Annotated in this window: 18 protein-coding genes and 1 tRNA gene; 11 read left to right on the top strand and 8 right to left on the bottom strand. The window is 49.9% G+C overall.

Annotated features, from left to right (window positions below; genetic code table 11):
* Positions 1-234: 234 nt before the first annotated feature.
* The gene (locus tag FM042_RS11395) at positions 235-852 is read left to right on the top strand and encodes a CYTH domain-containing protein (RefSeq protein WP_185960786.1); all 618 of its coding nucleotides are present in this window, start codon (positions 235-237) and stop codon (positions 850-852) included.
* A gap of 5 nt (positions 853-857) precedes the next feature.
* The gene (glnE, locus tag FM042_RS11390) at positions 858-3,740 is read left to right on the top strand and encodes a bifunctional [glutamate--ammonia ligase]-adenylyl-L-tyrosine phosphorylase/[glutamate--ammonia-ligase] adenylyltransferase (RefSeq protein WP_143236570.1); all 2,883 of its coding nucleotides are present in this window, start codon (positions 858-860) and stop codon (positions 3,738-3,740) included.
* Here the strand turns inward: glnE and lpxL are convergent.
* Both lpxL and tolC read right to left on the bottom strand, forming a co-directional pair.
* Positions 3,737-4,711, bottom strand: a complete 975-nt coding sequence (gene lpxL / locus FM042_RS11385) for an LpxL/LpxP family Kdo(2)-lipid IV(A) lauroyl/palmitoleoyl acyltransferase (protein ID WP_185960785.1) — start codon at positions 4,709-4,711, stop codon at positions 3,737-3,739. The two genes, glnE and lpxL, sit on opposite strands and share 4 nt — an antisense overlap.
* A 112-nt stretch (positions 4,712-4,823) precedes the next feature.
* The gene (tolC, locus tag FM042_RS11380) at positions 4,824-6,176 is read right to left on the bottom strand and encodes an outer membrane channel protein TolC (protein WP_143236569.1); all 1,353 of its coding nucleotides are present in this window, start codon (positions 6,174-6,176) and stop codon (positions 4,824-4,826) included.
* 291 nt (positions 6,177-6,467) lie between these two features.
* On the opposite strand from tolC, the gene nudF reads away from it, so the two are divergent.
* The 6 genes from nudF (at position 6,468) to rraB (ending at position 13,092) form a co-directional block, all read left to right on the top strand.
* Positions 6,468-7,094, top strand: coding sequence for an ADP-ribose diphosphatase (gene nudF, locus FM042_RS11375; RefSeq protein ID WP_143236568.1), 627 nt, complete (start codon positions 6,468-6,470; stop codon positions 7,092-7,094).
* The gene (locus FM042_RS11370) at positions 7,087-7,524 is read left to right on the top strand and encodes a DUF1249 domain-containing protein (RefSeq protein ID WP_143236567.1); all 438 of its coding nucleotides are present in this window, start codon (positions 7,087-7,089) and stop codon (positions 7,522-7,524) included. The genes nudF and FM042_RS11370 overlap by 8 nt, the downstream gene beginning before the upstream one ends.
* A 113-nt stretch (positions 7,525-7,637) precedes the next feature.
* The gene (parE, locus tag FM042_RS11365) at positions 7,638-9,536 is read left to right on the top strand and encodes a DNA topoisomerase IV subunit B (RefSeq protein WP_143236566.1); all 1,899 of its coding nucleotides are present in this window, start codon (positions 7,638-7,640) and stop codon (positions 9,534-9,536) included.
* Between the two features lie 37 nt (positions 9,537-9,573).
* Positions 9,574-11,859, top strand: coding sequence for a DNA topoisomerase IV subunit A (gene parC, locus FM042_RS11360; RefSeq protein ID WP_143236565.1), 2,286 nt, complete (start codon positions 9,574-9,576; stop codon positions 11,857-11,859).
* 121 nt (positions 11,860-11,980) lie between these two features.
* Positions 11,981-12,739: a 1-acylglycerol-3-phosphate O-acyltransferase gene (locus tag FM042_RS11355; RefSeq protein WP_143236564.1), complete on the top strand. Its 759-nt coding sequence runs from the start codon at positions 11,981-11,983 to the stop codon at positions 12,737-12,739.
* Positions 12,733-13,092 (top strand): ribonuclease E inhibitor RraB, encoded by a 360-nt coding sequence (rraB, locus tag FM042_RS11350; protein ID WP_143236563.1) that lies wholly within the window; start codon positions 12,733-12,735, stop codon positions 13,090-13,092. Before FM042_RS11355 ends, rraB begins: the two co-directional genes overlap by 7 nt.
* Positions 13,093-13,171: 79 nt before the next feature.
* Here the strand turns inward: rraB and FM042_RS11345 are convergent, their stop codons facing one another.
* From FM042_RS11345 to pepA, 3 genes are read right to left on the bottom strand one after another with little or no spacing between them, the layout of a single operon-like run.
* Positions 13,172-16,015, bottom strand: coding sequence for a valine--tRNA ligase (locus FM042_RS11345; RefSeq protein WP_143236562.1), 2,844 nt, complete (start codon positions 16,013-16,015; stop codon positions 13,172-13,174).
* Positions 16,016-16,042: 27 nt separating this feature from the next.
* Positions 16,043-16,483 (bottom strand): DNA polymerase III subunit chi, encoded by a 441-nt coding sequence (locus FM042_RS11340; protein WP_143236561.1) that lies wholly within the window; start codon positions 16,481-16,483, stop codon positions 16,043-16,045.
* A gap of 2 nt (positions 16,484-16,485) precedes the next feature.
* Positions 16,486-17,991 carry a leucyl aminopeptidase gene (gene pepA, locus FM042_RS11335; protein ID WP_143236560.1) on the bottom strand — a complete coding sequence of 502 codons (1,506 nt, stop codon included), beginning with the start codon at positions 17,989-17,991 and terminating at the stop codon, positions 16,486-16,488.
* 284 nt (positions 17,992-18,275) lie between these two features.
* Between pepA and lptF the strand changes: the two genes are divergently transcribed.
* Positions 18,276-19,385: an LPS export ABC transporter permease LptF gene (gene lptF / locus FM042_RS11330; RefSeq protein WP_143236559.1), complete on the top strand. Its 1,110-nt coding sequence runs from the start codon at positions 18,276-18,278 to the stop codon at positions 19,383-19,385.
* On the top strand, positions 19,385-20,452 hold the full coding sequence (lptG, locus tag FM042_RS11325) for an LPS export ABC transporter permease LptG (RefSeq protein ID WP_143236558.1): 1,068 nt from the start codon (positions 19,385-19,387) through the stop codon (positions 20,450-20,452). Before lptF ends, lptG begins: the two co-directional genes overlap by 1 nt.
* Positions 20,453-20,472: 20 nt before the next feature.
* Here lptG and FM042_RS11320 read toward each other — a convergent pair whose 3' ends face one another.
* Positions 20,473-20,994 (bottom strand): RDD family protein, encoded by a 522-nt coding sequence (locus FM042_RS11320; protein WP_143236557.1) that lies wholly within the window; start codon positions 20,992-20,994, stop codon positions 20,473-20,475.
* Between the two features lie 137 nt (positions 20,995-21,131).
* Here FM042_RS11320 and FM042_RS11315 point away from each other — a divergent pair.
* Positions 21,132-21,218: transfer RNA gene (locus tag FM042_RS11315), tRNA-Leu, on the top strand.
* Positions 21,219-21,299: 81 nt separating this feature from the next.
* Here FM042_RS11315 and FM042_RS11310 read toward each other — a convergent pair.
* Positions 21,300-21,830 carry a carboxymuconolactone decarboxylase family protein gene (locus FM042_RS11310; protein WP_143236556.1) on the bottom strand — a complete coding sequence of 177 codons (531 nt, stop codon included), beginning with the start codon at positions 21,828-21,830 and terminating at the stop codon, positions 21,300-21,302.
* A 252-nt stretch (positions 21,831-22,082) separates the two neighbouring features.
* A complete protein-coding gene (locus tag FM042_RS11305) occupies positions 22,083-23,954 on the bottom strand; it encodes a DUF885 domain-containing protein (protein ID WP_143236555.1) in 1,872 nt (623 codons plus the stop codon).
* Between the last annotated feature and the right edge of the window lie 193 nt (positions 23,955-24,147).

The following is a 24,147-nucleotide window of genomic DNA, read 5'->3' as shown; positions in this document are numbered from 1 at the left end:
CGTCTCCTGTAAGCAAAAACCGACCTGAATCGGTACCACAGATCCGCACGGGAACATGGCCGCCATTGTATGTTTATTTTGCGCTGGGTAAAGCCTTGTCGATACGATTTTTTGACTTGCCCGATGAGTTTAGCAATTCCTGCGATGACGAGCGGCAGATCGGTGGTTGACCGTGGTTGGGTTCGAGCCGCAGAATAGGACTCAATGGAATCAATCAGACCAAGGTGCGTTATCGTGACGAATGACCAAGAAATTGAACTTAAGTTTTTGATTGATAATAAAGAAATAGATGCCCTCCGGCAGTATTTGGATGCGCGCGCGAAGCCGCTTGATCCGCTTCAGCTCGATAACACTTACTTTGATACTCCCGATGAGGTACTCAGCGAGGAGCGAATTGGATTACGCATTCGGCGCTGGAATGACCAGTGCGAACAAACAATTAAATTGGCGGGTGTACAGCAGGGAGCGATGAGCCAGCGACCTGAGTACAACCAACCTTGTGATTCCGACGTGCCAGATTTAACAAAGTTCCCTGAGGATATATTTGGTGATCATCTCGATCCCGTCGCGATCACCGCCCAGTTGGTGCCGATGTTCCAAGTGGCCTTCTTGCGGGAGCGTTGGTTATGTGACGCTGAAGGCACGCTGATTGAGGTTGCTCTTGATCAGGGCCGTATTATTGCCGGTGAACGTGAAGAGCCGGTGTGTGAGCTAGAGCTGGAGCTAATCGACGGCGACGTGAGTGAGATTGAACGCTTGGTGTCGGATTTAGAACCGCATGTGGCCCTCACGCCGGGCACCTTAAGTAAAGCTCAGCGCGGCTTTGCATTACGCGATAAAGCCAAGAGTTAACCCCAATGCTCACTCTTCCAAATCCATCGCTTGGCCCGAAGCACTGGCGGTTGCCAGAACGTCTCGAGCAGGAACAGCAAGCAAATTGGGAACGGCTTGCCGCTATTGAGGCGGTCACGGCTTTAGATGATGAGGCAAAGGAACAGGTACGTTGGCTTGCGATGGTGAGTCCTTTTTTTGCGCGTATCCTGGAGCGCTATGGTCAGGCACTGGTTGAGCGGCTATTCAGCCCGTTACCGGCTACCCAAGAACTTCTTGATGAACAGGTGTTGCCTGATGTGCCGGAGCGTGAATTGCTTGCAGCAATTCGACGCTTTCGCCATGTAGAAATGGCGCGTATCGCCGGGCGTGACTTATTAGGCTGGTTGCCCTTAGATAGTATGCTGCGAGAAACCAGCGCCATTGCCGATATGCTGATTGAGCGTGGCTTAGAATTGGCTCGGTTGCAGATTTCAGAGCGCTATGGACGCGCCCTAAAAGATGACGTTGAGCAGCCACTTATTGCACTGGCCATGGGTAAGCTCGGCGGTGAAGAGCTTAACTTTTCCTCTGATATTGATTTGATCTTCTGCTTTCCGGAGCGCGGTGAAACCAGTGGAGGTCGGCAACAAGTCGATTTTGAGCTGTATTACGGCAAACTCGCTCAGCAATTTATGCGGTTACTGGGTGAGAACACTGCGGATGGACAGCCATTTCGGATCGATCTTCGTTTGCGCCCATTTGGTCAATCGGGCCCCATGGTGTCGAGTCTTGCTGCTTTAATGGATTATTACCATGAACAAGGGCGCATGTGGGAACGCTATGCCATGGTGAAGGCGCGTGTACTAGGTGCTAATGAGACATTGCGAGCAGAAGTACAGGATGTACTGCGTCCTTTCGTTTATCGCCGCTACCTCGATTACAGCGCCATTGATGCGCTGCGTAAGATGAAACTGATGATAAATCAGGAAGCCCGGCGCAAAGGGGTGTCTCAGAATATTAAACTCGGCTTAGGCGGCATTCGTGAAGTGGAGTTTATTGCCCAAGTATTTCAGTTGATTCGTGGCGGGCGAGAGCCAGAGTTGCAAACGCGTTCGCTGGTTGCTGCTTTAAGTATTTGTGAGCAACATCGACTTATCGATGCCCATGGCGTGCACGAATTGCTCGAGGGTTATGCGTATTTGCGTAAAGTTGAACATATCTTGCAAGAAATCGACGATCAGCAAACGCAAACATTGCCTGAAGATCAGGTGAATCGATATCGCGTATTAGTTGCGGCGGGCTATCCGGCCACAGAGCAGGGGTGGAGCGATTTTCACGATCACTTGCATCAAGTCATGCAAGGGATTCACCGCCACTTCCTCGATGCGATAGGCGGTGAAGAAGATATGTTGAGCGCAGAAGATAGCGAGTATTCAGTGCTTTGGCAGGATCTATTAGATGATACGACAGCGATTGATGTGCTCACCGAGGGCGGAGCTGAAGATGCAGCTCAATGTTGGGAGCATATTCAAGCATTTCGGCAGGTCACAAAAAAACGCCCTTCCGGGCCGCGCGGCCGTGAGCTGCTTGCCCAGCTGATTCCCGTTACCATTGAAACTGCCTTGGCCCAGAAAGAACCGGCGGTGGTTCTGAATCGAACCTTCGACGTGCTCACACAAATTATGTCGCGCACGACTTACTTAGAATTGCTGGCCGAAAACGAAGAAGCGCGCAGCCAATTAGTATTTCTCTGCGGTTCGAGTCCGTGGATTGCTCACCTTCTTGCGAAATTCCCGTGGCTGTTGGATGAGTTAATCGATCCTGTGCAACTGTATCAACTCCCCGATGTCACGAGTTACCGCAGCCAGGTATCGGAGTACATGATGCGCCTGCCACAAAACGATGTGGAAGCGCAGATGGATACCCTGCGCCATGTAAAACAAATTTTTCAGCTGAAAGTGGCCGCCGCGGATTTGAATGAGGGGGTGCATTTGATGCGAGTGAGTGATCATCTCACCTATCTAGCGGAAGCCATAATTGAACAAGTGGTGCTGATGGCCTGGCGCCAGTTGGCGGAAAAACATGGTACACCACCTGGGCGCGATGAGTCGGACACTGGCTTTGCCGTTATCGCCTACGGCAAGCTTGGTGGCTATGAACTGGGCTATGGTTCGGATTTAGATTTAGTATTCCTGTGTGACGACGATATCAGTGGGCAAACCGATGGCGAGCGGCCCATCGACGTGCAGCAGTTTTATTTGCGTTTAGCTCAACGTATTTTGCATTTGTGTACCACACGTACCATGGGTGGTGTGTTGTACGAGGTGGATATGCGCCTGCGCCCCTCTGGTCAATCAGGCCTTCTTGTTGTGCGCGTGAGCACTTATAAAGAATATCTGATGACCGATGCATGGACTTGGGAGATACAGGCGTTAGTGCGCGCTCGCTTCGTGTTTGGAGCTGTTGTGCTGTTGGAGAAATTCAATGCGATAAGGCGCAATGTGCTAAAGCTGAAACGTGATCCTGAATCTTTGCAGGAAGATGTTTTGAATATGCGATGGAAGATGCGTCAGCATCTTTGGCAGAAGAAGCCAGAACGCAATGATGTAAAACAAATGCCGGGCGGTATGGCAGATATTGAATTTATTACTCAGTATCTGGTGTTGCGCTGGAGTGCCGAAATTCCCGATCTTTGTGTTTGGACTGATAATATCCGCATTCTTGAGATTGCCAGCACCCACAAATTATTACCGGCACAGCAAGCGAATCAATTGATCGCCGCTTATCAAGCTTATCGCTATGAAACTCACCGCCTCGCTCTGGCTGAACAAGGTGGGTTAAGCGAGCACGCCTTTACAGAACCGGTCCAACATGTGAGCGAGGCCTGGTATACGTTATTTAACGAATGGCCACAGTCGGAAGATTAACTGTCTTTACGCCGTTGTTTCTTTGGATAGTAACTCTTTAATTCGTCAGTCGGACGCGTTTTAAATCGGCGGTGCACCCACATATACATATTGGGCATAGTGCGGATGGCACGTTCAACTTCACGGTTCACATGAATGGCGTCAGTGGTTTCATCACCGCTAGGTATTGGGTGTTCCGGTGGATAGATCGTGAGTCGGTATCCTTGACTGCCTGGGAGCCGTTCGCAGGTGCTAATTAAGGTTTCACAATGGGCTCCCGCGGCGAAAATAGTGGTCCCGGTAGTGGTGCAGGCGTCAGGCACATTAAACAAGGGCACGAACACGGAACGGTGACGGCCATAGTCTTGATCGGGTAGGTAGCCTGCTACTTCACCGGCATCCAGAGAAGCAAGCATGCTACGCACGTCTTTGCGTTGAATCATAAACTTATTGCTGCGACTGCGCCCACGGGTTTGCAAGTACTCCATGACGGCATTATTGTGCGGGCGATATAAGCCTACGGATGGTTTCACCAAACCGAATGCACGCGCATGAACTTCTAGGCAGAGAAAATGGAACAACAGCAGAAATACACCTTTTCCTTCGGCTGCGCAGCGTTCAATGTGCTCCCAACCTTCAACCTGAAGCTTGCGGCGCATGCGCCAATCTGGCCACCACCACGCCATGCCTGTTTCAAATAAGGCAATCCCCGTGTTGGCGAAATTTTCGCGCAGCAAAATCTCGCGTTCAGGAATCGGCATATCGGGAAAACACAGTTCAAGATTTCGTCGAGCGACGGCCACGCGTTTGGGCATGATTTTATAAAATAACCAGCCTAAACCTCTGCCAAGCGCTAACTGAAGCCGAAACGGCAACCAGGAAAGCCCATAGAGAAAGCCTACCAATAACCAAGTCGGCCAAAATTGAGGGTGCAAAAAATAGAGACGAAAACGCGGTAACTCGACCGATTTAATAGAAGACTGGGTAGCCACGTAAGCAGGATCCTTAATGTAATTCTACAGCGATTGTATCGAAGTCACAGGAAAAGAAAAACAAAGCCGACCTGAGGTCGGCTTTGTTAGTTGGTGTGCAAACGGGTTGTTATTACTCTGGAGCCCTTAAACCATCGTTGATGGATAGCATATCTGCTTCAGAGATAATGCCAGCCGCTTGATAGAGGGCGAGGATACGGTTTACGTACGTGTACCGAGCCTCAGATAAGTTACGGCGAGCATTAAACAGGTTGCGAGTGCTATCGAGCACGTCAACGATAGTACGGGTACCTACTTCGAAACCCACTTGGGTGGCATTCAAGGCACTTTCCGCCGATACCACAGCTTGTTCGAACGCCCGGATACTGGAAATGCTGGCGACTACATCAAAGTAGGCGCTGCGCACAGCACGCTCAACAGAACGGCGGTTTTCTTCCAGTGTTTGGCTAACCGCTATGTAGTCATTACGCGCTTGCTCAGTGGAGGCGATAGTGCGGCCACCGGTATACAGCGGCAATGATAGCTCTAAGCCAACATTACGGGTATTCAGGCCGCTCAAATTGCGTGAGTTACCCATAGTAGAGGTATCTTGATCGCGGTTTTGATAGCTGGCAACCAAGTTAATCCGTGGGTAGTGCCCTGCGCGAGCGAGCTCGATGCGTTGATCTGCAATTTCTAAACCGGTACGGCTAATGAGAAGTTGCAAGTTACGGTCGTGGGCTAAACGAATCCAACGGTCAACGCCTTCAGGATCCGGACGAACCGGCTCAAAGCGTTCGGTATTCAAACGATGAATATCGTAGTGCTGGCGCCCGGTAATTTCCCGAAGACCTTCTAGGGAAATTTCAACCGCGTTTTGCGCTTGGATTTCCCGCGCAACCACGTTATCAAATTGTGCTTGGGCTTCATGCACATCGGTAATTGCCGTGAGACCGACAGAAAAACGATGCTTGGTTTGCTCAAGCTGACGCTCAATGGCGCGTTTTTCGGCTTGCACAAACTCCAAGTTATCTTGGGCTTGCAGCACAGCGAAGTAGGCATCGGTAACGCGCAGCAATAATTGCTGGCGCGTTAGTAAGTAGTTAACTTCTGCTTGATAGGCTTGCTTTTCAGTAATGCCGGTACCGCGCCATGTAGCGAGGTTAAATACGGCCTGGCTTAAGCGCACTGTTTGGCTGAACGTTTGCGTGTTGGTGGTGGCAATAAAGAAGCCATCTTCCTGAGGTTGCACAGTGTCTGCCCGAGAATCGGTATAGCCGACATCCAAGCTAACCTGCGGATACCAATCGGCACGAGAAATATCGACACCTGATTTGGCCGCATCACGCTCCGCCGCCGCTCGTAACAAGCGCGGATCGTTTTCCAGTGCTAACCGATAGACGTCAGCAAGATTTGTCGCATTTGCCTGGAACGCAGCAAGTCCCAGCCCCATTGTCAGCGCGACAGACAAGATTTTGATCTTCATGGGTACTTATTTCCTTTTTGCAAAAAGGTACAGCGAAAAATTTTGCAGCAAAAAACTGGAGCTATTCTAGCCTGTGTTGCCCGGCAAAGTAAGCCCGTTGGTCAAGTAATTACGGCAAAAAGTGTAACAGATTATTGAAAATCGCAAACGCAAAGGCGCTGACTCGCGTAAATCTTGCGATTTAAGTCGCGCGTATATCATGCAAGGGTTTGCGTTTTGCTTGCTATGTTGCCTATGGTGCAGGAACATTGTGCAGAATGTGTGAAATTTACAAATTAAGAGGAGTGCTCTGTGCCGACCTTTACCCAAGAAGATGTCGACATCCAATCGAAAGAGCCAATTTATAACGGTTTTTTCAAAGTGAGCCGATATTCGCTGCGCCACCGATTGTTTAATGGTGGGTGGAGCGAGGTGATGCAACGGGAAGTTATGGATCGGGGCCACGCGGTGGTGGTTATTCCTTATGATCCAGCACGGGATTGTATCGTGATGTTAGAGCAATTTCGGGTCGGCGCCATTGCTACGAGCACGACCCCTTGGTTGATCGAATTGGTTGCCGGTATGGTGGATCCAGGGGAAACAAAAGAAGACGTCGCCCATCGTGAATTACAAGAAGAAGCAGGCTTGAACGCGCAATCCCTGCATTTTGCACTCAGTTATTTATCAAGTCCTGGAGGGATGACGGAACGGATTTATATTTATTTGGCCCAAGTAGATAGTAACGAGGCTTCCGCATTTGGGGGCTTAGCCGAGGAACATGAAGATATTCGGGTGCAACCGACAGCGCGGGCTGAGGTGATGTCACTGCTTGAAAATGGTAAAGTGGATAACGCTGCAACCGTGATTGGCCTACAATGGTTGAGCTTGCACTTGAATCGTTTCCGTCGTGAATGGGGATACCAAGAATTAAATGAATAAACGTTATGTGCCGAACTTAAAGGATTTACATAGTCTTGCTGAACGCAACTATTCTGCGTTGGCACGACTTCTGCCTCGTGGGAATCCGGCGCGTACCATTCAAATAGGTGACGTGCTTCAGTTTGAATTGCGTTGCACCTCGGAATCTCGATACACCACAGATTTGCAAGTCACGCAGATTGCGCCTGATGTTGCCGATTATCTACAAGCACGCTTTTTAGTGCGGCTCTATCATGATGCGCGCATGGCAGAAATCATTGATTGCCAAGGCCAAGATCGTTTAACAGCGCTGCATCCGAAAAGTTTACATGCAGTAGCCCATCAAAAAGATGAAAAATTACAATTAAGTCAGCATTTGTCTGAATGGTTGCGCTTGTGCTTCCGGCAAGGGCGCGCTGCCACGTCTTGGCAATATGCGCCTGCGGGGTAAACAACTGCGGTTACATCAACAGACTGCACGTGAAGCGTATTTTCGGGCTTGCGTTTTTGGTCTGAACATTTCAGGATAGCTCGAATACAAGAATAATCAGGTACGTTGCTTCCATGACAACTCAAAATAAAGATTATCGAGCAGACTCGATTGAAGTCCTTAACGGCCTCGAACCTGTCAAACGTCGTCCCGGTATGTATACCGATACCACTCGCCCAAATCATTTGGGACAAGAGGTTATCGATAACTCTGTGGATGAAGCGTTAGCAGGACACGCACGCATTATCGAAGTTATTTTACACGCCGATCAATCACTCGAAGTGATTGACGATGGTCGTGGTATGCCGGTGGATATCCATCCAGAAGAGGGTATTCCTGGTGTAGAACTGATCATGACCAAGCTCCATGCGGGTGGTAAGTTCTCAAACAAGAACTATCAGTTCTCCGGCGGTTTACACGGGGTGGGGATTAGCGTTGTGAATGCGCTATCTACCCGGGTGGATGTCACCGTGCGTCGTGATGGACAAATATTTGAAATGGCTTTTGAACATGGCGACAAGGTATCAGACCTTGTGGCTACCGGTACAGTCGGCAAGCGCAACTCCGGTACGCGGGTGCGGTTCTGGCCAGATCCTCAGTATTTCGACTCACCGAAATTCTCGGTCACCCGCTTACGCTACCAATTACGTGCGAAAGCGGTGTTATGTCCAGGGTTAACCATTACCTTCAAAGACCATGTAAACAGCGAAAGTATTACCTGGTGTTACCAAGATGGTTTACGTGACTATCTCATCGAAGCCTTGGGGGATTTACCACGGCTGCCGGAAGATCCTTTTGTTGGCCAATTGCATGCCACTGAAGAAGGCGCAGAGTGGGCAGTGACCTGGTTACCAGAAGGCGGCGAGGGCATTGGCGAATCCTATGTGAACTTGATTCCGACTCCGCAAGGTGGAACCCATGTGAATGGATTGCGTCAGGGCATGCTCGAGGCCTTGCGCGAGTTCTGTGAATTTCGTAACTTGCTCCCCCGAGGTGTGCGCTTAACTCCCGAAGATATCTGGGACCGCTGTAGCTATATCCTCTCGGTGAAAATGCAAGATCCCCAGTTTTCTGGGCAAACCAAAGAACGACTAAGCTCAAGGCAAATGGCTGCATTTGTGTCGGGTGTGGTGAAAGATTCCTTCAGTTTGTGGCTGAATGAGCACACAGACCAAGCGGAATTGATTGCAGATCTCTGTATTTCCAGTGCGCAACGGCGCATGAAAGCCGCCAAGAAAGTAGTGCGTAAACGCGTTACTCAAGGTCCGGCGTTACCGGGTAAGTTGGCGGATTGTGCGTCCCAAGATCCAGACCGCAGTGAGTTGTTTTTAGTGGAAGGGGATTCTGCGGGCGGCTCCGCAAAACAAGCCCGGGATCGCCAATTTCAGGCGGTCATGCCATTACGCGGTAAAATTCTAAATACTTGGGAGGTGGATCCAGACCAAATTCTTGCCTCTCAAGAAATTCACGATATTTCGGTGGCCCTTGGGGTTGACCCAGGCGCTTTGGATTTAACCCAACTGCGATACGGTAAGATTTGTATTCTCGCCGATGCGGATTCCGACGGACTGCATATCGCCACCTTGCTGTGTGCTTTGTTTGTGAAGCATTTCCGCCCCTTGGTGTCTGCTGGTCATGTGTATGTGGCTATGCCGCCCTTGTACCGTATCGATGTCGGTAAAGAAGTGTTCTACGCGCTTGATGAAAGCGAGAAGCAAGGGATACTCGACCGTATTGAAGCAGAGAAGCGACGCGGAAAGGTGAATGTGCAACGCTTTAAAGGCTTGGGCGAAATGAACCCGCTGCAATTGCGTGAAACTACCATGGATCCAAATACCCGTCGCTTAGTTCAGCTTACCGTAGATGAGTCGGCGGATACGGATACCTTAATGGACATGTTGTTGGCGAAAAAACGGTCGCCAGATCGCAAAGAGTGGTTAGAAACCAAAGGAAATCTGGTCGAGCTTATTTAGAGCACGACGGGCAGAATAACAACGATTGGGAATCTGCATGAGTACAGCGTTAGAAAACATAGAACAATTACCGCTGCATAAGTTTACCGAAGATGCGTACCTGAATTATTCCATGTACGTGATCATGGATCGCGCACTTCCGCATATTGGTGATGGTCTGAAGCCGGTTCAACGTCGGATTATCTATGCGATGTCTGAATTGGGCCTCTCCGCATTAGCGAAGTATAAAAAATCCGCGCGTACCGTGGGTGACGTGTTGGGTAAATTCCACCCTCACGGTGATTCGGCGTGTTACGAAGCAATGGTGTTAATGGCGCAGCCATTCTCCTATCGCTATCCGTTAGTGGATGGACAAGGGAACTGGGGCTCTGCGGATGATCCTAAGAGCTTCGCAGCCATGCGTTATACCGAAGCGCGCTTATCTCGTTTCTCGGAAGTGTTGCTCAGTGAACTTGGTCAGGGAACATCTGATTGGGTGCCCAACTTTGACGGCACCATGGAAGAGCCAAAAATCCTGCCCGCACGTTTGCCGCATATTTTACTCAATGGAGTGACCGGTATTGCCGTGGGCATGGCCACGGATATTCCGCCCCATAACGTACGTGAAGTGACCGCAGCATGCACTATGCTGCTGGATACGCCAAGTGCGAGTCTGCAGGACGTGATGGCCCATATCAAAGGCCCTGACTACCCAACCGATGCAGAGATTATTACCCCAGCCGAAGACATTGAGAAGATTTACGAATCAGGCAAGGGCAGCGTAAAAATGCGTGCGCGTTACAGCATCGATGATGGCGAGATTGTGATTGATGCCTTGCCTCACCATGCCTCCGGTGCCCGGATTTTGGAACAGATCGCGGCACAAATGCAGGCGAAGAAATTACCTATGGTGTCGGACCTCCGGGATGAGTCAGATCATGAGAATCCGACGCGTTTGGTGGTGGTGCCGCGCTCAAACCGTGTTGATACCGAACAGTTAATGGCACATTTGTTTGCCACCACGGATTTGGAGAAAAGTTATCGGGTGAACCTGAATATGCTCGGTCTTGATGGTCGGCCGCAGGTGAAGCCGCTGGTGACTATTCTCAAAGAGTGGATTCAATATCGATTACAAACCGTCACTCGCCGCTTGCAGTTCCGCTTGGATAAAGTGGAAAGACGTTTGCATATTCTCGATGGCTTGTTGATTGCATTTTTGAATATCGACGAAGTCATTGAAATTATTCGTCGCGAAGATTCGCCAAAGCCGGTGTTGATGGAGCGCTTCTCCCTGTCGGATACACAAGCCGAAGCCATTCTTGAACTAAAATTACGCCACTTGGCGAAATTGGAAGAAGTGAAACTGCGATCAGAGCAAGACGAATTAAGCAAAGAACGTGACGCCCTGCAGCTCTTGTTGAGCTCAGAACGCCGCTTAAAAACCTTAGTGAAAAAAGAGTTAGTCGCAGACGCAGAGAAGTATGGCGACGACCGTCGTTCACCCTTGATTGAGCGTCAGGAAGCGAAAGCATTGAGCGAACGGGAATTAACGCCTTCGGAGCCGGTTACTGTTGTGTTATCGCAAAAAGGCTGGGTGCGCTGCGCTAAAGGTGGCGATGTTGATGGCGCGGGATTGAATTACAAAGCTGGGGATAGCTTCTTGGGGCAAGCCTCTGGGCGCTCAAACCAGCCCGTTGTGTTTATTGATACTTCAGGGCGGAGCTTTAGCTGTGAGGCGCATACCTTGCCGTCGGCACGCACCCAAGGAGAACCGCTTACTGGACGCTTTAGCCTAGTGGCGGGGGAGAGCATTTCGCAAGTGCTGATGGGTAAAGACGAAAGCTTATGGCTGATGGGATCCGATGCGGGCTATGGCTTTGTGACCAAGTTTGTCGATATGCAGAGTCGGGTGAAAAACGGTAAAGCGTTGTTAAGTCTGCCGAGCTCGGCGCGGGTATTGCCACCTCAGCCGGTCACCGATGTGGAGCGGGATCTTATCGCTACTGTGTCGAATGAAGGTCGCCTACTTGTGTTCCCAGTAAAAGATTTGCCGCAGTTAGCGAAAGGCAAAGGGAACAAGATGATGAGCATTCCGTCGAGTCGTGCCAAACTTCGGGAAGAGTATGTGCAGGCTGTCGCTGTATTTGCTCCAGACGCGACTCTGACCATTGTCGCAGGGCGGCGTAAATTATCGCTGAAGCCGTCAGATTTAGAGCATTATCGCGGTGAGCGTGGTCGTCGAGGCAATAAACTGCCCCGGGGATTACAGCGGGTCGATGCCTTACAAGTTGAGCAGGTAACGGCCGCTCCGGTGGAACCTACGGAATCCGATGATGTGTCGTAAATAAGTACAACTGTACGCACGAAAAGGCCCTCTGGTTTGACCAAGTGGGCCTTTATTTTTGGCAGCAATTATTGTTCGAAACAGGTATACTGAGCGTTCGTTTATAAATTTAAGTGAACACATGTTAGCTGTAATTCGATTGCTGATTATCGGCATTTTTATTGTTCTGGCGGGGGTTTTAGGCTCACTGTTTTGCCTGCTGCGCCCGTTTCATCGCAACAACACTGCGCTCTTTGCTCATCTGTTTGGACGCATGCATAAGCTCCTCGGCATCACGCTGGAAATCCGTGTGCCCGACGAAGTGGCCCAGGGTGGTCCTTATGTTTATGTGGCCAATCACCAAAATAGCTACGATATTTTTACCATGAGTCGCAGCCTGTTGCCGGGCACGGTGACCATCGGTAAGAAAAGCCTGAAGTGGATTCCTTTCTTCGGTCAGCTTTATTGGTTATCAGGGAACATTCTGATTGATCGGAAGAACAGCTCCCGTGCCCATGGCACTATTTCTTCAGCGGTGTCGGCGATCAAAGACAAAGAACTTTCAATTTGGATGTTTCCCGAGGGTACCCGTAGTTATGGCAAAGGGTTGCTTCCTTTTAAGACAGGCGCCTTTCATACAGCGGTGCAAGCCAAGGTTCCTATGGTGCCTGTGTGTATGTCGACGACCACCAAAAAAGTGAAGCTGAACCGTTGGAACAATGGTAAAGTGATTATCGAAATGTTGCCGCCGGTGCCTGTTGACGGTTATTCCCGCGACAACGTTCGCGCGCTCATGGCCGATATGTATCAACAGATGTTGCATAAAATTACCGAGCTTGATCGTGAAGTTAGTGCTTACGCACAACAGCAGACAGAGGGTGAAGGAGCCCGGTCATCATGAATGATTTAGAAGCCCTATTGGCGCAAAGCGACGAAACTATTGAAGCGATCCTAGAAGCGGGATTTGATGACGATCTTGAGTTAGAAATTGAACATCATCTTGTCAGCTCAGATTTTAGCAAACTCGAGAAAGCCGCCGTTGAACTCGTGAAGTTAGGCTATCACGTTGAAGACGCCGAGGAATTTCAGCTCGACGATGGCACACCTTGTTTTTACTTTGCCGCAATAGTTGAATGCCTGCCGGATCAGAAAGTGCTCGCAGACCAAACGCGGGAAATTTGCAAGGTCGCTGATGCCTGCAATGTAGAGTATGACGGTTGGGGCACCTTTCTTGGCGACGAAGAAGAAGAGTAGCCAAGTAAAGTAAACGCAGAATAAACAAAACCCCGATAGGCGTTCGCTTATCGGGGTTTTTTAATGACCGCAGGGGCGGCTACATTTCGAGGATACGGGCGTGCTGTTCTTGTAATTGCGCTAAGGTATCTTCTGCTTCGCGCAGTTTTTCCCGTTCTTTTTCAATCACGTCGGCTGGTGCTTTACTCACAAAGTTTTCGTTGTTGAGTTTTCCGGCAACGCGCTGTAGATCTTTCTGTGCTTTCTCAATGGCTTTACCTAAACGGGCCAGTTCCGCATCTTTATCAATTAAGCCAGCCATCGGAATGTGAATCTCCATACGGCCCACTAAGGCGGTTGCACTGGCCGGCAGGTCGTCACCCTCAGCTAAGAAAGTGACTGTCTCTAGCTTGGCGAGAGCGGCCAAGAATGAGGCATTGTCGGTGAGTCGACGCTTTGCCGTGTCGTCTGCCTTGGTGATGAGCACAGGTAATGGTTTATTCGGGGATAAATCCATCTCGCCACGGATATTACGAATTCCCACGATGACTTGCTTTAGCCATTCCATATCATCTTGGGCTTGGGCGAAGCGAACCGCCTGAGTCTGCGGATAAGGTTGATTCATAATGGTATCCGCATGGGTACCTGCAAGCTGCGATACGCGCTGCCAAATCTCTTCTGTGATAAATGGCAACAGTGGGTGTAATAACCGCAGCAATTGCTCCAGAATATTCACTAGAGTATGACGGGTGCCCCGTTGTTGCGCTTCGCTGCCTTGAGCGAGCACCGGCTTGGTTAATTCTAAATACCAGTCACAGAATTGGTTCCACGTGAATTCGTAGGCAATAGCCGCCGCTTGATCGAAACGATATTGATCAAGGGCTCCTCGGAATTGCTTCACGGTACCGTTGAAACGCTCAATAATCCATTGGTCTGCTAGGGATAGCTCCATCTCGCCCCCTTGCGTACCGCAATCCTGCTCTTCGGTGTTCATCAGTACGTAGCGACTGGCATTCCACAGTTTGTTGCAGAAGTTACGATAGCCTTCAAGGCGCTTCATGTCCCAGTTGATATCACGGCCCGTTGACGCTAAAGCTGCTAGGGTAAAGCGCAACGCATCGGTACCGTGGGCAGAGATCCCTTCGGGAAACTCTGCTTTCGTGCGCTTACTGATTTGCTGAGCGAGCTTTTCTTGCATCAGGTTACTGGTGCGCTTCTCGAGCAAGGTGTCGAGACTAATACCGTCGATCATATCTAGGGGGTCAATGACGTTCCCTTTCGATTTCGACATTTTATTGCCTTGCTCGTCACGAATCAGACCGGTGACATACACAGTTTTAAAGGGTACTTGTGGTTTGCCCTGCTCATCTTTGAGGAAGTGCATGGTCATCATGATCATGCGTGCTACCCAGAAGAAAATAATATCGAAACCGGTGACTAACACATCGGTTGGGTGGAATGTTTTTAATGCCTCAGTATCTTCGGGCCATCCCAAGGTAGAGAAAGTCCAAAGTGCAGAGGAAAACCAAGTATCTAACACGTCGTTATCTTGGTGTAAGGGAACGCTCTCGGCGATGCCATGTTTTGCGCGCACTTCCGATTCGCTGCGACCCACGTAAACATGACCAGCATCGTCGTACCAAGCAGGGATACGATGTCCCCACCAGAGCTGACGGGAAATGCACCAGTCTTGGATGTCGCGCATCCAACTGAAATACATGTTTTCGTATTGCTTTGGCACGAACTGAATATCACCGTTCTCAACTGCTTGTGTCGCCGTTTCTGCCAAAGGCGCAACGCGCACATACCATTGATCGGTCAGGAAAGGCTCAATGACTACCCCTGAGCGATCGCCATATGGAATTTTATTGTTGTGCGTTTCGATTTTGTCGAGCAAGCCGGCGCTATCCATCGCAGCAACAATGGCTTTACGGGCAGCAAAGCGTTCTAGGCCAGCAAACTCCGCTGGCAGGTCAGTGCCCACGTCAGTGCGCGGCTGACCTTTTAAATCAAAGACTTCAGCAGCGGAGAGCACATGGGCATCGTCGCTGAGAATATTAATCAACGGCAAGTCGTGGCGCTTACCAATATCGTAATCGTTGAAATCGTGGGCTGGGGTGATTTTTACGCAGCCGGATCCAAACTCTTGGTCCACGTAGTCATCCACGATAATCGGGATGCGGCGCCCTGTGAGTGGTAACTCGATATATTTGCCATGCAAGGTTTGGTAGCGTTCATCGTCTGGATGCACCGCAACGGCGGCATCGCCGAGCATGGTTTCAGGGCGCGTTGTGGCAACGATAAGATAGGCTTTACCGTCTGCTGTTGTGGCGCCATCTGCCAGCGGGTAGCGTAAGTGCCACAGGCTGCCCTGGCTTTCTTTGTTTTCTACTTCAAGATCAGAAATCGCGGTTTTGAGTTTTGGATCCCAATTCACCAACCGCTTACCGCGATAAATCAAATTATCTTCGTACAAGCGAACAAACACCTCTTGCACCGCTTTTGAGAGGCCGTCATCCATGGTGAAGCGCTCGCGCTCCCAATCGACAGAGTCGCCTAAACGACGCATCTGCTTGGTGATGGTACCCCCAGACTCCGCTTTCCATTCCCACACTTTGTCGATGAACTGCTCGCGTCCAAGACTGTGGCGATCCACCCCTTGTGCCGCTAGTTTGCGTTCCACCACCATTTGCGTGGCGATACCCGCATGATCCGTGCCCACTTGCCACAGGGTGTTAAAGCCATCCATGCGCTTGTAGCGCACTAAGGTGTCCATCAACGTATGCTGAAACGCATGCCCCATATGCAACGAGCCGGTTACATTTGGAGGTGGAATCATAATGCAGTAAGAGTCGCCCTGATTGGAGGGACGGAAATAACCTGCTTTTTCCCAGCGTTCGTATAACGGTTGCTCGATATTCTGGGGCGAGTACGTCTTATCCATAGTGTCCTTCAATACAATATTTGGTGTTTATTCGTTGTTGGTGAGCGTTTGGGTGCTGAGCTCAAACCCTAAGCGCCGGTATTGCCGATAGCGTTCACGCGCTTTTGTTTTACCTTCTTCATCACTGGGAACGAAATCGACGATCTGCCGGTATTTATGGGCATCATCGGGAACATTCTCACTTAAGTTCAGTAAACAATGTTTAGTGTAGCCATAAGCACTGAATGGTTGATCCCAGCCAATCACAACGGGCGCGCCTCCAGCTGGACCTTCCCCCAATAAATTGTGAGGGATAAATCGATCTGCTGGGCGTTGCCACAATAGCTCATCAAAGGCTTCGGCCGCTTTACGGTTATCGGCAACTACCGCAATACGCTGCCTTTGTTGCAGACGTGCGAGCAACAACTCGCAGGCCATATCCATGGGTTGTTGCTCGCTATTCAGCACATAAAATGTGACTTGGGCCACAGTTATTCGCTCTGCGCTGCGTTAGCACGGGTCAACAAAAATTGGGTCAGCATGGGTACAGGACGACCGGTACTGCCTTTATCTTTGCCACCTTTCCAAGCAGTTCCTGCGACATCCATATGCGCCCAATGATATTTCTTGGTAAAGCGCGACAGGAAGCACGCCGCGGTAATGGTTCCCGCAGGGCGTCCGCCAAGATTGGTCATATCTGCAAATGGGCTATCGAGCATTTCTTGGTATTCATCCCACAACGGCAATTGCCATGCGCGGTCTCCACTGAGTTTACCGACATTCAGTAATTCATGGGCAAGCGGGTTGTGATTGCTTAATAATCCAGTGGCATGGGCACCTAGGGCAATAACACAGGCGCCGGTGAGGGTAGCAATATCAATCACTGCTTCCGGATGGAACCGCTCTACATAGGTGAGGGCATCGCATAACACAAGGCGGCCCTCGGCATCCGTATTGAGCACTTCCACGGTTTGCCCTGACATGGTTTTAATAATATCGCCTGGGCGATAGGCACGCCCATCTGGCATATTTTCACAGCCAGCGAGCACTCCAATCACGTTGATGGGAAGCTGCAATTCGGCTAGCGCTTGCATGGTGCCCAGCACGCCAGCAGCGCCACCCATATCATATTTCATTTCATCCATGGCTTCGGCAGGTTTAATGGAAATACCGCCGGAGTCGAAAGTAAGACCTTTACCGACCAAGACAATTGGAGCGCGATCGTCTTTGGCACCACGATAATGCATGAGCGTCATTACCGCTGGATTAGCAGAACCTTGGCTCACCGCCAAGTAGGCGTTCATGCCAAGTTCTGCCATATCGGACTCGTTAATTCGCTCTACTTTCAGCGGCTCGTATTGAGTCGCTAACAGTTCCGCCTGTTCTGCTAGCCACACAGGCGTACAAATATTCGGGGGCATATTTGCCGCATCCCGGCATAGCTTGACCCCTTTAGCGATTGCTAAACCGTGGGTTACCGCGCGCTCTCCGATGGGTAATTCACGACGCGTGGGTACATTGAATACCAATTTGCGCAATGGTCGACGCGGCTCTTCTTTATGAGTTTTGAGTTGGTCGAATACGTATAAGCTTGCTTGCGCGGCTTCTACTGCATGGCGAACTTTCCAATAGGTGTCGCGTCCTTTTACATGTAGTTCACTCAAAAAGCAGACCGCTTCCATGGCACCTGTGTCGTTAAGGGTGGCAATGGTTTTGCTGATAATTTGGCGATACTGGCGCTCATCGAGCTCGCGCTCTTTCCCACAGCCGACCAATAAAATACGCTCACTCAATACGTTTGGAACATTATGTAACAGCAGCACTTGGCCTGCTTTTCCTTCAATGTCGCCTCGGCGAAGCAGGTTGCTGAGGTACCCGTCGCTAATTTTATCCAGTTGTTCTGCCGCGGGTGATAATCTGCGCGGTTCAAAGACACCGACAACGATACAGGCTGAGCGTTGCTTTTCGGGGCTTCCGCTCTTTACATTGAATTCCATAATCACTCCCATTTCTGGTTTATTGATGCCAAGCGTGGCATCATTGTCGCGCGCCTGAAGTATTCTCGAATACGACAGCCTGAGTTTGCTAGCTCGCTTTGGTTTTCCCTAAGAAAACAAACCAAGTGAGCCATAACAGGGCTGTATCAAATAAGTTAACTTAAAAAAATCGGGTTAACAGAAGCCGTAAATACTCAGTTTTCGCACATTAAACTTGCCAAAATACAGAGTTTACTGAAATATTCAGTGAATTCCAGTGAAAAACGAAGTTAAGGATTGGGCACGTGCTCATATTTCGTTACGTTTTACGAGAAACATTCAAAGCACAAATCGCTGTTTTTCTGGTGCTGCTTACTATTTTTGTCAGCCAGCAGTTCGTGCAAATACTGACGCAGGCATCCGACGGACAGCTTCCAGCGCAATTGATTCTTGCAGTGCTCGGCCTTCAGTTGCCGGGTTTGGCTTCGTTGATCCTGCCGATCAGTCTTTTCTTGGGTATCTTAATGGCCCATGGTCGTATGTATACCGATCATGAGATGTCGGTACTGCATGCCTGTGGTGTAAGTGAGTGGTATATCGCACGGGTTACCTTAGTGTTCGCAGTAATTATCGCCATTATTACCTCTGTGCTTACCTTGTGGCTGAGTCCGTGGGCATTGGCCCAAGAACACGCCTTGGCTGAGCGCGCCCGAGCGGAGGCAGGTGTGTCTGTGATTCAACCCGGGCGTTTTCAACAAGCGGCGCAACAGCGAGCGGTGATTTTTGTCGAACGCCAAGGTCGTGATGGCGAACTGGAAGAGATCTTTGTGGCCCAGTTACCCGCTCGCGGTGAATACGCCGACGATCAACGTGCCAGTGTGGTGATGTCTGCTCGAGGTCGCGTGGAAACCATGCCCAATGGTGCGCAATTATTGGTGCTGGATGATGGACGCCGTTATTCACAATCTTTGGTAAACCTCGATCACCATGTGATGCGTTTTGATGAATACCAGATACAGATCCGCGAACAAGAATACGATGAAGAACGCCGTCGTTTAGAAGCAGTACCTACGCAAGAACTCCTAAATACACCTGGAAGTGAAGCCCATGCGGAAATGCAGTGGCGTATCGCGATTCCATTAGCGATGCCGTTGCTTGCACTGATTGCGGTGCCGTTAAGTCGGGTGAATCCCCGCCAAGGCAAGTTTGCCAAGATGGGTCCCGCGATTTTGATTTATATGGGCTACTTTATGGTGTTGATGGCGGCGAAACGCGCATTAGCCGATGGCTCGCTCCCTGAAGGGTTAGGGTTGTGGTGGATTCATGCGGGGTTATTCATTATCGGTATATCTTTGCTTATTCGTGAACGACCGTCGGGATACCGTTTCCGAGCTGCAATACGGGGGCTTCGCTAATGTTTAGTATCCTCGATCGCTATATCGGTAAAACAGTGCTGGTCACTTCGTTATTAAGCTTGGTTGTGCTTACTGGACTAAGTGCTCTGATTCGCTTTGTTGAACAAATTCGCGCTATTGGGCGCGGGACCTATGAAATGACCGATGTGCTGGTATTTGTGGTTCTGAGCTTTCCACGCGATGTGGAAATGTTCTTTCCCATAGCGGCACTACTCGGTGGCTTAATTGGCATGGGCTTGCTTGCCAGCAATAGCGAACTCACTGTAATGATGGCGGCCGGACGTTCGCGTTTGAATCTTATTGCTTCGGTGATGAAAGCCTCCGTAGTAATGATGCTCGCGGTGTTGGTGATTGGTGAGTGGGTAGCGCCACAACTTGAAGCGCAAGCGCGTCAGCTGCGCGCACAAGCGGTTTCAGGGGGAAGTTTAATTAGTGGCGAGCATGGTATTTGGGCTAAAGATGGTGAGCACTTTATTCATATCGGTGAAGTTGAAGATACTGGGCGCTTGCGCAATGTCACCATCTATCAATTTACCGGGCGCGAACTGGATAAAGTAGTGCATGGCGGTCGTGCCACCTATATTGGACCGGATTGGCGCGTCCATGATGCCCAATATACAGAAGTTTCAGACACAGAAGTGCGCAACTATCGCCTGGCCAGTTGGAGTTGGCGTTCAACTTTAACGCCCGAGAAGTTAGGTATATTCACCGTTCGCCCAGAATCTTTGTCGATTTCTGGGCTAAGTAGTTACGTGAATTATTTGAAAGCGAACCGACAAGATGCAAGCCGTTATGAGTTGGCGTTCTGGCGTAAAGTGATGGTGCCCTTTACTGTTGCGGTAATGCTATTGGTGGCGCTGTCGTTTATCTTTGGGCCGCTGCGGTCGGTTACTATGGGGGCTCGGGTATTGTTGGGGGTCGTGACAGGTTTTGTGTTTCATGTGTTTAATGAAGTGTTTGGCCCCATATCTCAGGTGTATCAAATACCACCGTTCTTAGGGGCCGTCTTGCCGGGCCTAATCTTCGCATCTATCGCGATATACATTCTTAGTCGCAACCGTATTTAAGCGTTACGGAAGAAGCGCAATTATTTGCGCTTCCAGTTTTTGTATTGATTGGCTTCCGATGTCAGAACCACTACTTCGCATCCGGCGATCTTATCTTGTAGGGCAAGCTTTTCGCGGTTAAATAACACCCAGAAGTTACCTAAGCCACATAGGGAGGTAAGGGCGCGAATGAGACCTTGTTTCCAACTAATTCGCGAGCCATCGCTATTTTGCACACGCATGCGCCACGCGCGCATCCCCAAGGTTTGTCCACCTCGGCGCCAGAATCCCGTATAGAACAATAGAATTACGGCAATGATATAGAGCGTGAACAATGGGTTGCCTTGAATTACGCTGGCATGGTCTTGGCCCTCGGCAAGGCTGATCAATCCCGCGGAGACAAGAACAGCAACCAAGGTCAATGCGGCCCCAGCAGCAAACATAATCACCGCGGCGACCACTAACAAATCATAAATAATGGCACCGATACGACGCCAAAATCCGGCGCGAGGGAAGGTGCTGAATTCCGGTGAAAATTCCTCAGAGATGCGACTATCCGACATGATGTGATTAATTCCTGAACACGAAAGATTCAAGATGATACATGATGCACTCTTTTTTTTCAGCAACGCTTGCACCGCGCGTGATCATGGGTATAATGCGCAGCGTTCTCCTCGTGAGAACGCCACCTCAAAAAAATGCCCGGGTGGCGAAATTGGTAGACGCAGCGGATTCAAAATCCGCCGCCAGAAATGGTGTGCCGGTTCGAGTCCGGCCCCGGGCACCAACGCTACTTATCTCGTATTTAATGACCCGTCAGGCAGGTTTATAACCGTGCTGCCTTCATTGGGCTATTATGCTCACAACATTATTTAAATTGCGCATCAATCGGTGTTTGCGCGAAGTAATTGGTGTAGTTGCTCAAGGTTTTTTGCCCAACCAACATAACCACTTCAAGTATCTGTTTTTGCGTATATCCCGCACTGAGGAATTTATCGACACCCACCTCATCAACTTTTCCTTGTTTCTGAATAATGGCTTTTGTGAAAGAACGCAGCGCTTCTAGCTTGTTATCCTCCAGCGACTTATCGTTAATCACGGCATCATTCACACGGTCGGATACTTTCATTTGTTTCGCGATGGCTGTGTGAGCCGGAATGCAATAATGACATTGATTAGTGCTGTTAATGGTTTGCCATACGACCGTCACTTCTGTGCTGTTAAGGCTCAAGTTTTTGGCCAAGTTATCTAAGGTGAGATAGGCTTCCAGTAATTGTGGTGATGCAGCCATGACGCCAAACAAATTTGGAATAAATCCCACGGCTTTTTCAGCTTTGTCGAGCAATTGTTTGCTGTTCTCTGGTGCATTGTCTTTTGTGTGGATAGTAAAGTCGGTCATAGTCAACTCCTGCGTTGAAAAGTGAAGTATTGGCAGCGGTGATGGTTACCTTGAATTTGCGCTACCGCGAGCATTGAGAACGCCCATACGATGTGAAGCGCAAAGCAATCTGGCACTAGTTTAGAGGGGCTAGAAGTAGGCGACAATGACCAAAACGCCGATACAATCAACAAAAACAAGCGTTGAAAAAAAAGCGGGACTTACCGTGAAAATGGTAAGTCCCGCGCTGTGCATAGGGTTTTCAAAGGCTCGTTAGCTACCCTCTACCCCGGTTTGCACCCGCTCAATCCAATTGCGTACACGCGCTTCCAGCAATGGCAGAGGCAATGAGCCGCCGCCGAGGATAGTATCGTGGAAAGCCCGAATATCGAACAGCTCACCAAGCTCTTGTTCCGCCTCAGCGCGCAGCTCTTGAATACGCATCATCCCGATTTTGTAGGCTGTGGCTTGTCCTGGCCACACTAAGTAGCGCTGAACTTCCGCGACAATTGAACCTTCGGTAATGGGTGTATTGGCTTTGAAGTAGTCTATGGCGTCTTGTTCGGTCCAGCCTAAGCTGTGCATACCGGTATCCACCACGAGGCGAGCTGCACGCCAAATTTCAGCGATGAGGCGTCCGAAATCAGAATAGTCATCTTCGTAGCCGCCCATTTCTTTGGCCAACAACTCAGAGTAGAGCGCCCAACCTTCTACATACACCGTATGTCGTTCTTGTGTCCGGAAGCGTGGGATCCCTTCAAGCTCTTGAGCAATGGAGATCTGCATGTGATGACCTGGATTCCCTTCATGATAGGCCACCGCTTCCATATCAATTTTTGGCATGGAGCGCATATCCGACAGGTGCGCGTAGTAAATGCCTGGGCGTGAGCCATCCGGGGTACCCGGGTAATAATGCTGCGGGGCACCGTCTTGCTCACGGAAAGGTTCAACCCGGCGTACCACAAGATCGGCTTGCGGCAAAATACCAAAGAATTCCGGTAATTTGTCATTGATGCCGTCGAGGAATGCTTTTGAGTCGTCTAAGTAAGCTTGGCGACCCTCATCGGTATTTGGATAGTAAAATTGTTCATCTTCGAGTACGAATTCAAAGAATTCCTCCAATGTGCCGGTAAACTCAACACGCTCCATAATGGTACGCATTTCATCTTGAATTCTGGCCACTTCATTAAGTCCAATGCGATGGATCTCTTCCGCGGTTAAATCTGTGGTGGTATGGAACCAGAGCATGTGTTGGTAAAAATCTTGACCACCTTCGTGGCGAGCAACACCGGTCGGGTTCTGTTGTGCATGCTCCATATCGGCCTCAAGCCATGCGATCATGTCCTGATAAGCAGGGCCTACATGGTTAAGGAGTGCTGACCGCGCTTGCGCCATATAGCTATCCATTTGATCGTAGCTGATCACATCAGAATCATGCAGCTTATTGATTTTTGAATAGGCGTCTTGGTACATCGGTGAACGCGTGGACGTTTCTTCAAAAGGCGCACCAGTGACTAAATTACGCGCTTGTTGAATGGCACCGCGATACGCGAAATCCGGGGGGCGGATCCCTTTTTCGGCACGGGATTGAGCCATCTCGGTCATGGTGTTTAAGCGATCACCCATGACTTCTAAGCGGGTGATATAGGCTTGCAGATCATCTTCGCTTTCTACGTTATGAAATCCGATAATAAATTGCGCCAAATTCGCATGTTGACTCGACATTTGGTGCAACACATAGCCGAAATCACGATATTCGGCGCTGCGTTGGGCGCGATCGACGTTATAGAGCCATAAGTCGTACGAGGTTTGTGCTTCTTCATTGAGCTGGGTGTAATCGAAATTGGCTTGTAGTTCAACGGCAGTGCGCTCGAGCCATGCCAACATCTCTTCTTGGGCTTCTTCGCTAATATCATCGAGCTCGTCGTAGCGATCTTTGCGCCCTTGCATGGTCATCTGAATAGGGCTTAACTGCAGGCGCTCTTCGTAACGTTCGTCGAACCATCGGGTAAGACGCTCTGACTCGGTTAACGCCGCTTCAACCTGGCTGGATACTTCCGGTGAGGCAACTTCTTGGCGTTGCGGCGCTTCGCCACAACCGATAATAAATGCTGTAGTGCTTAAAATAAGTAACAAACGTTTCATGATCTCTCCTCGCATGCTGTGCGTTACTTTCGAGACGGACAGATTCAGCGTAATGGACAAAAAGCTTCACTAAATTTTTATGTGAACCTATTGAAGCCTAGCAGGTTTTTACGAAGTTGTGAGGTTTCAAGTTACGCATGACCGCGTGGGAGTGATATACTGCAATAAAGTCGTTCACGCGTTACCTTGTCAC

The sequence above is a fragment of the Aliidiomarina halalkaliphila genome, assembly GCF_007096385.1.
Classification (GTDB): Bacteria; Pseudomonadota; Gammaproteobacteria; order Enterobacterales; family Alteromonadaceae; genus Aliidiomarina; species Aliidiomarina halalkaliphila.
The sequence above is the reverse complement of the archived record's forward strand: the minus strand, read 5'-3'. Positions and strand labels throughout refer to the sequence as shown.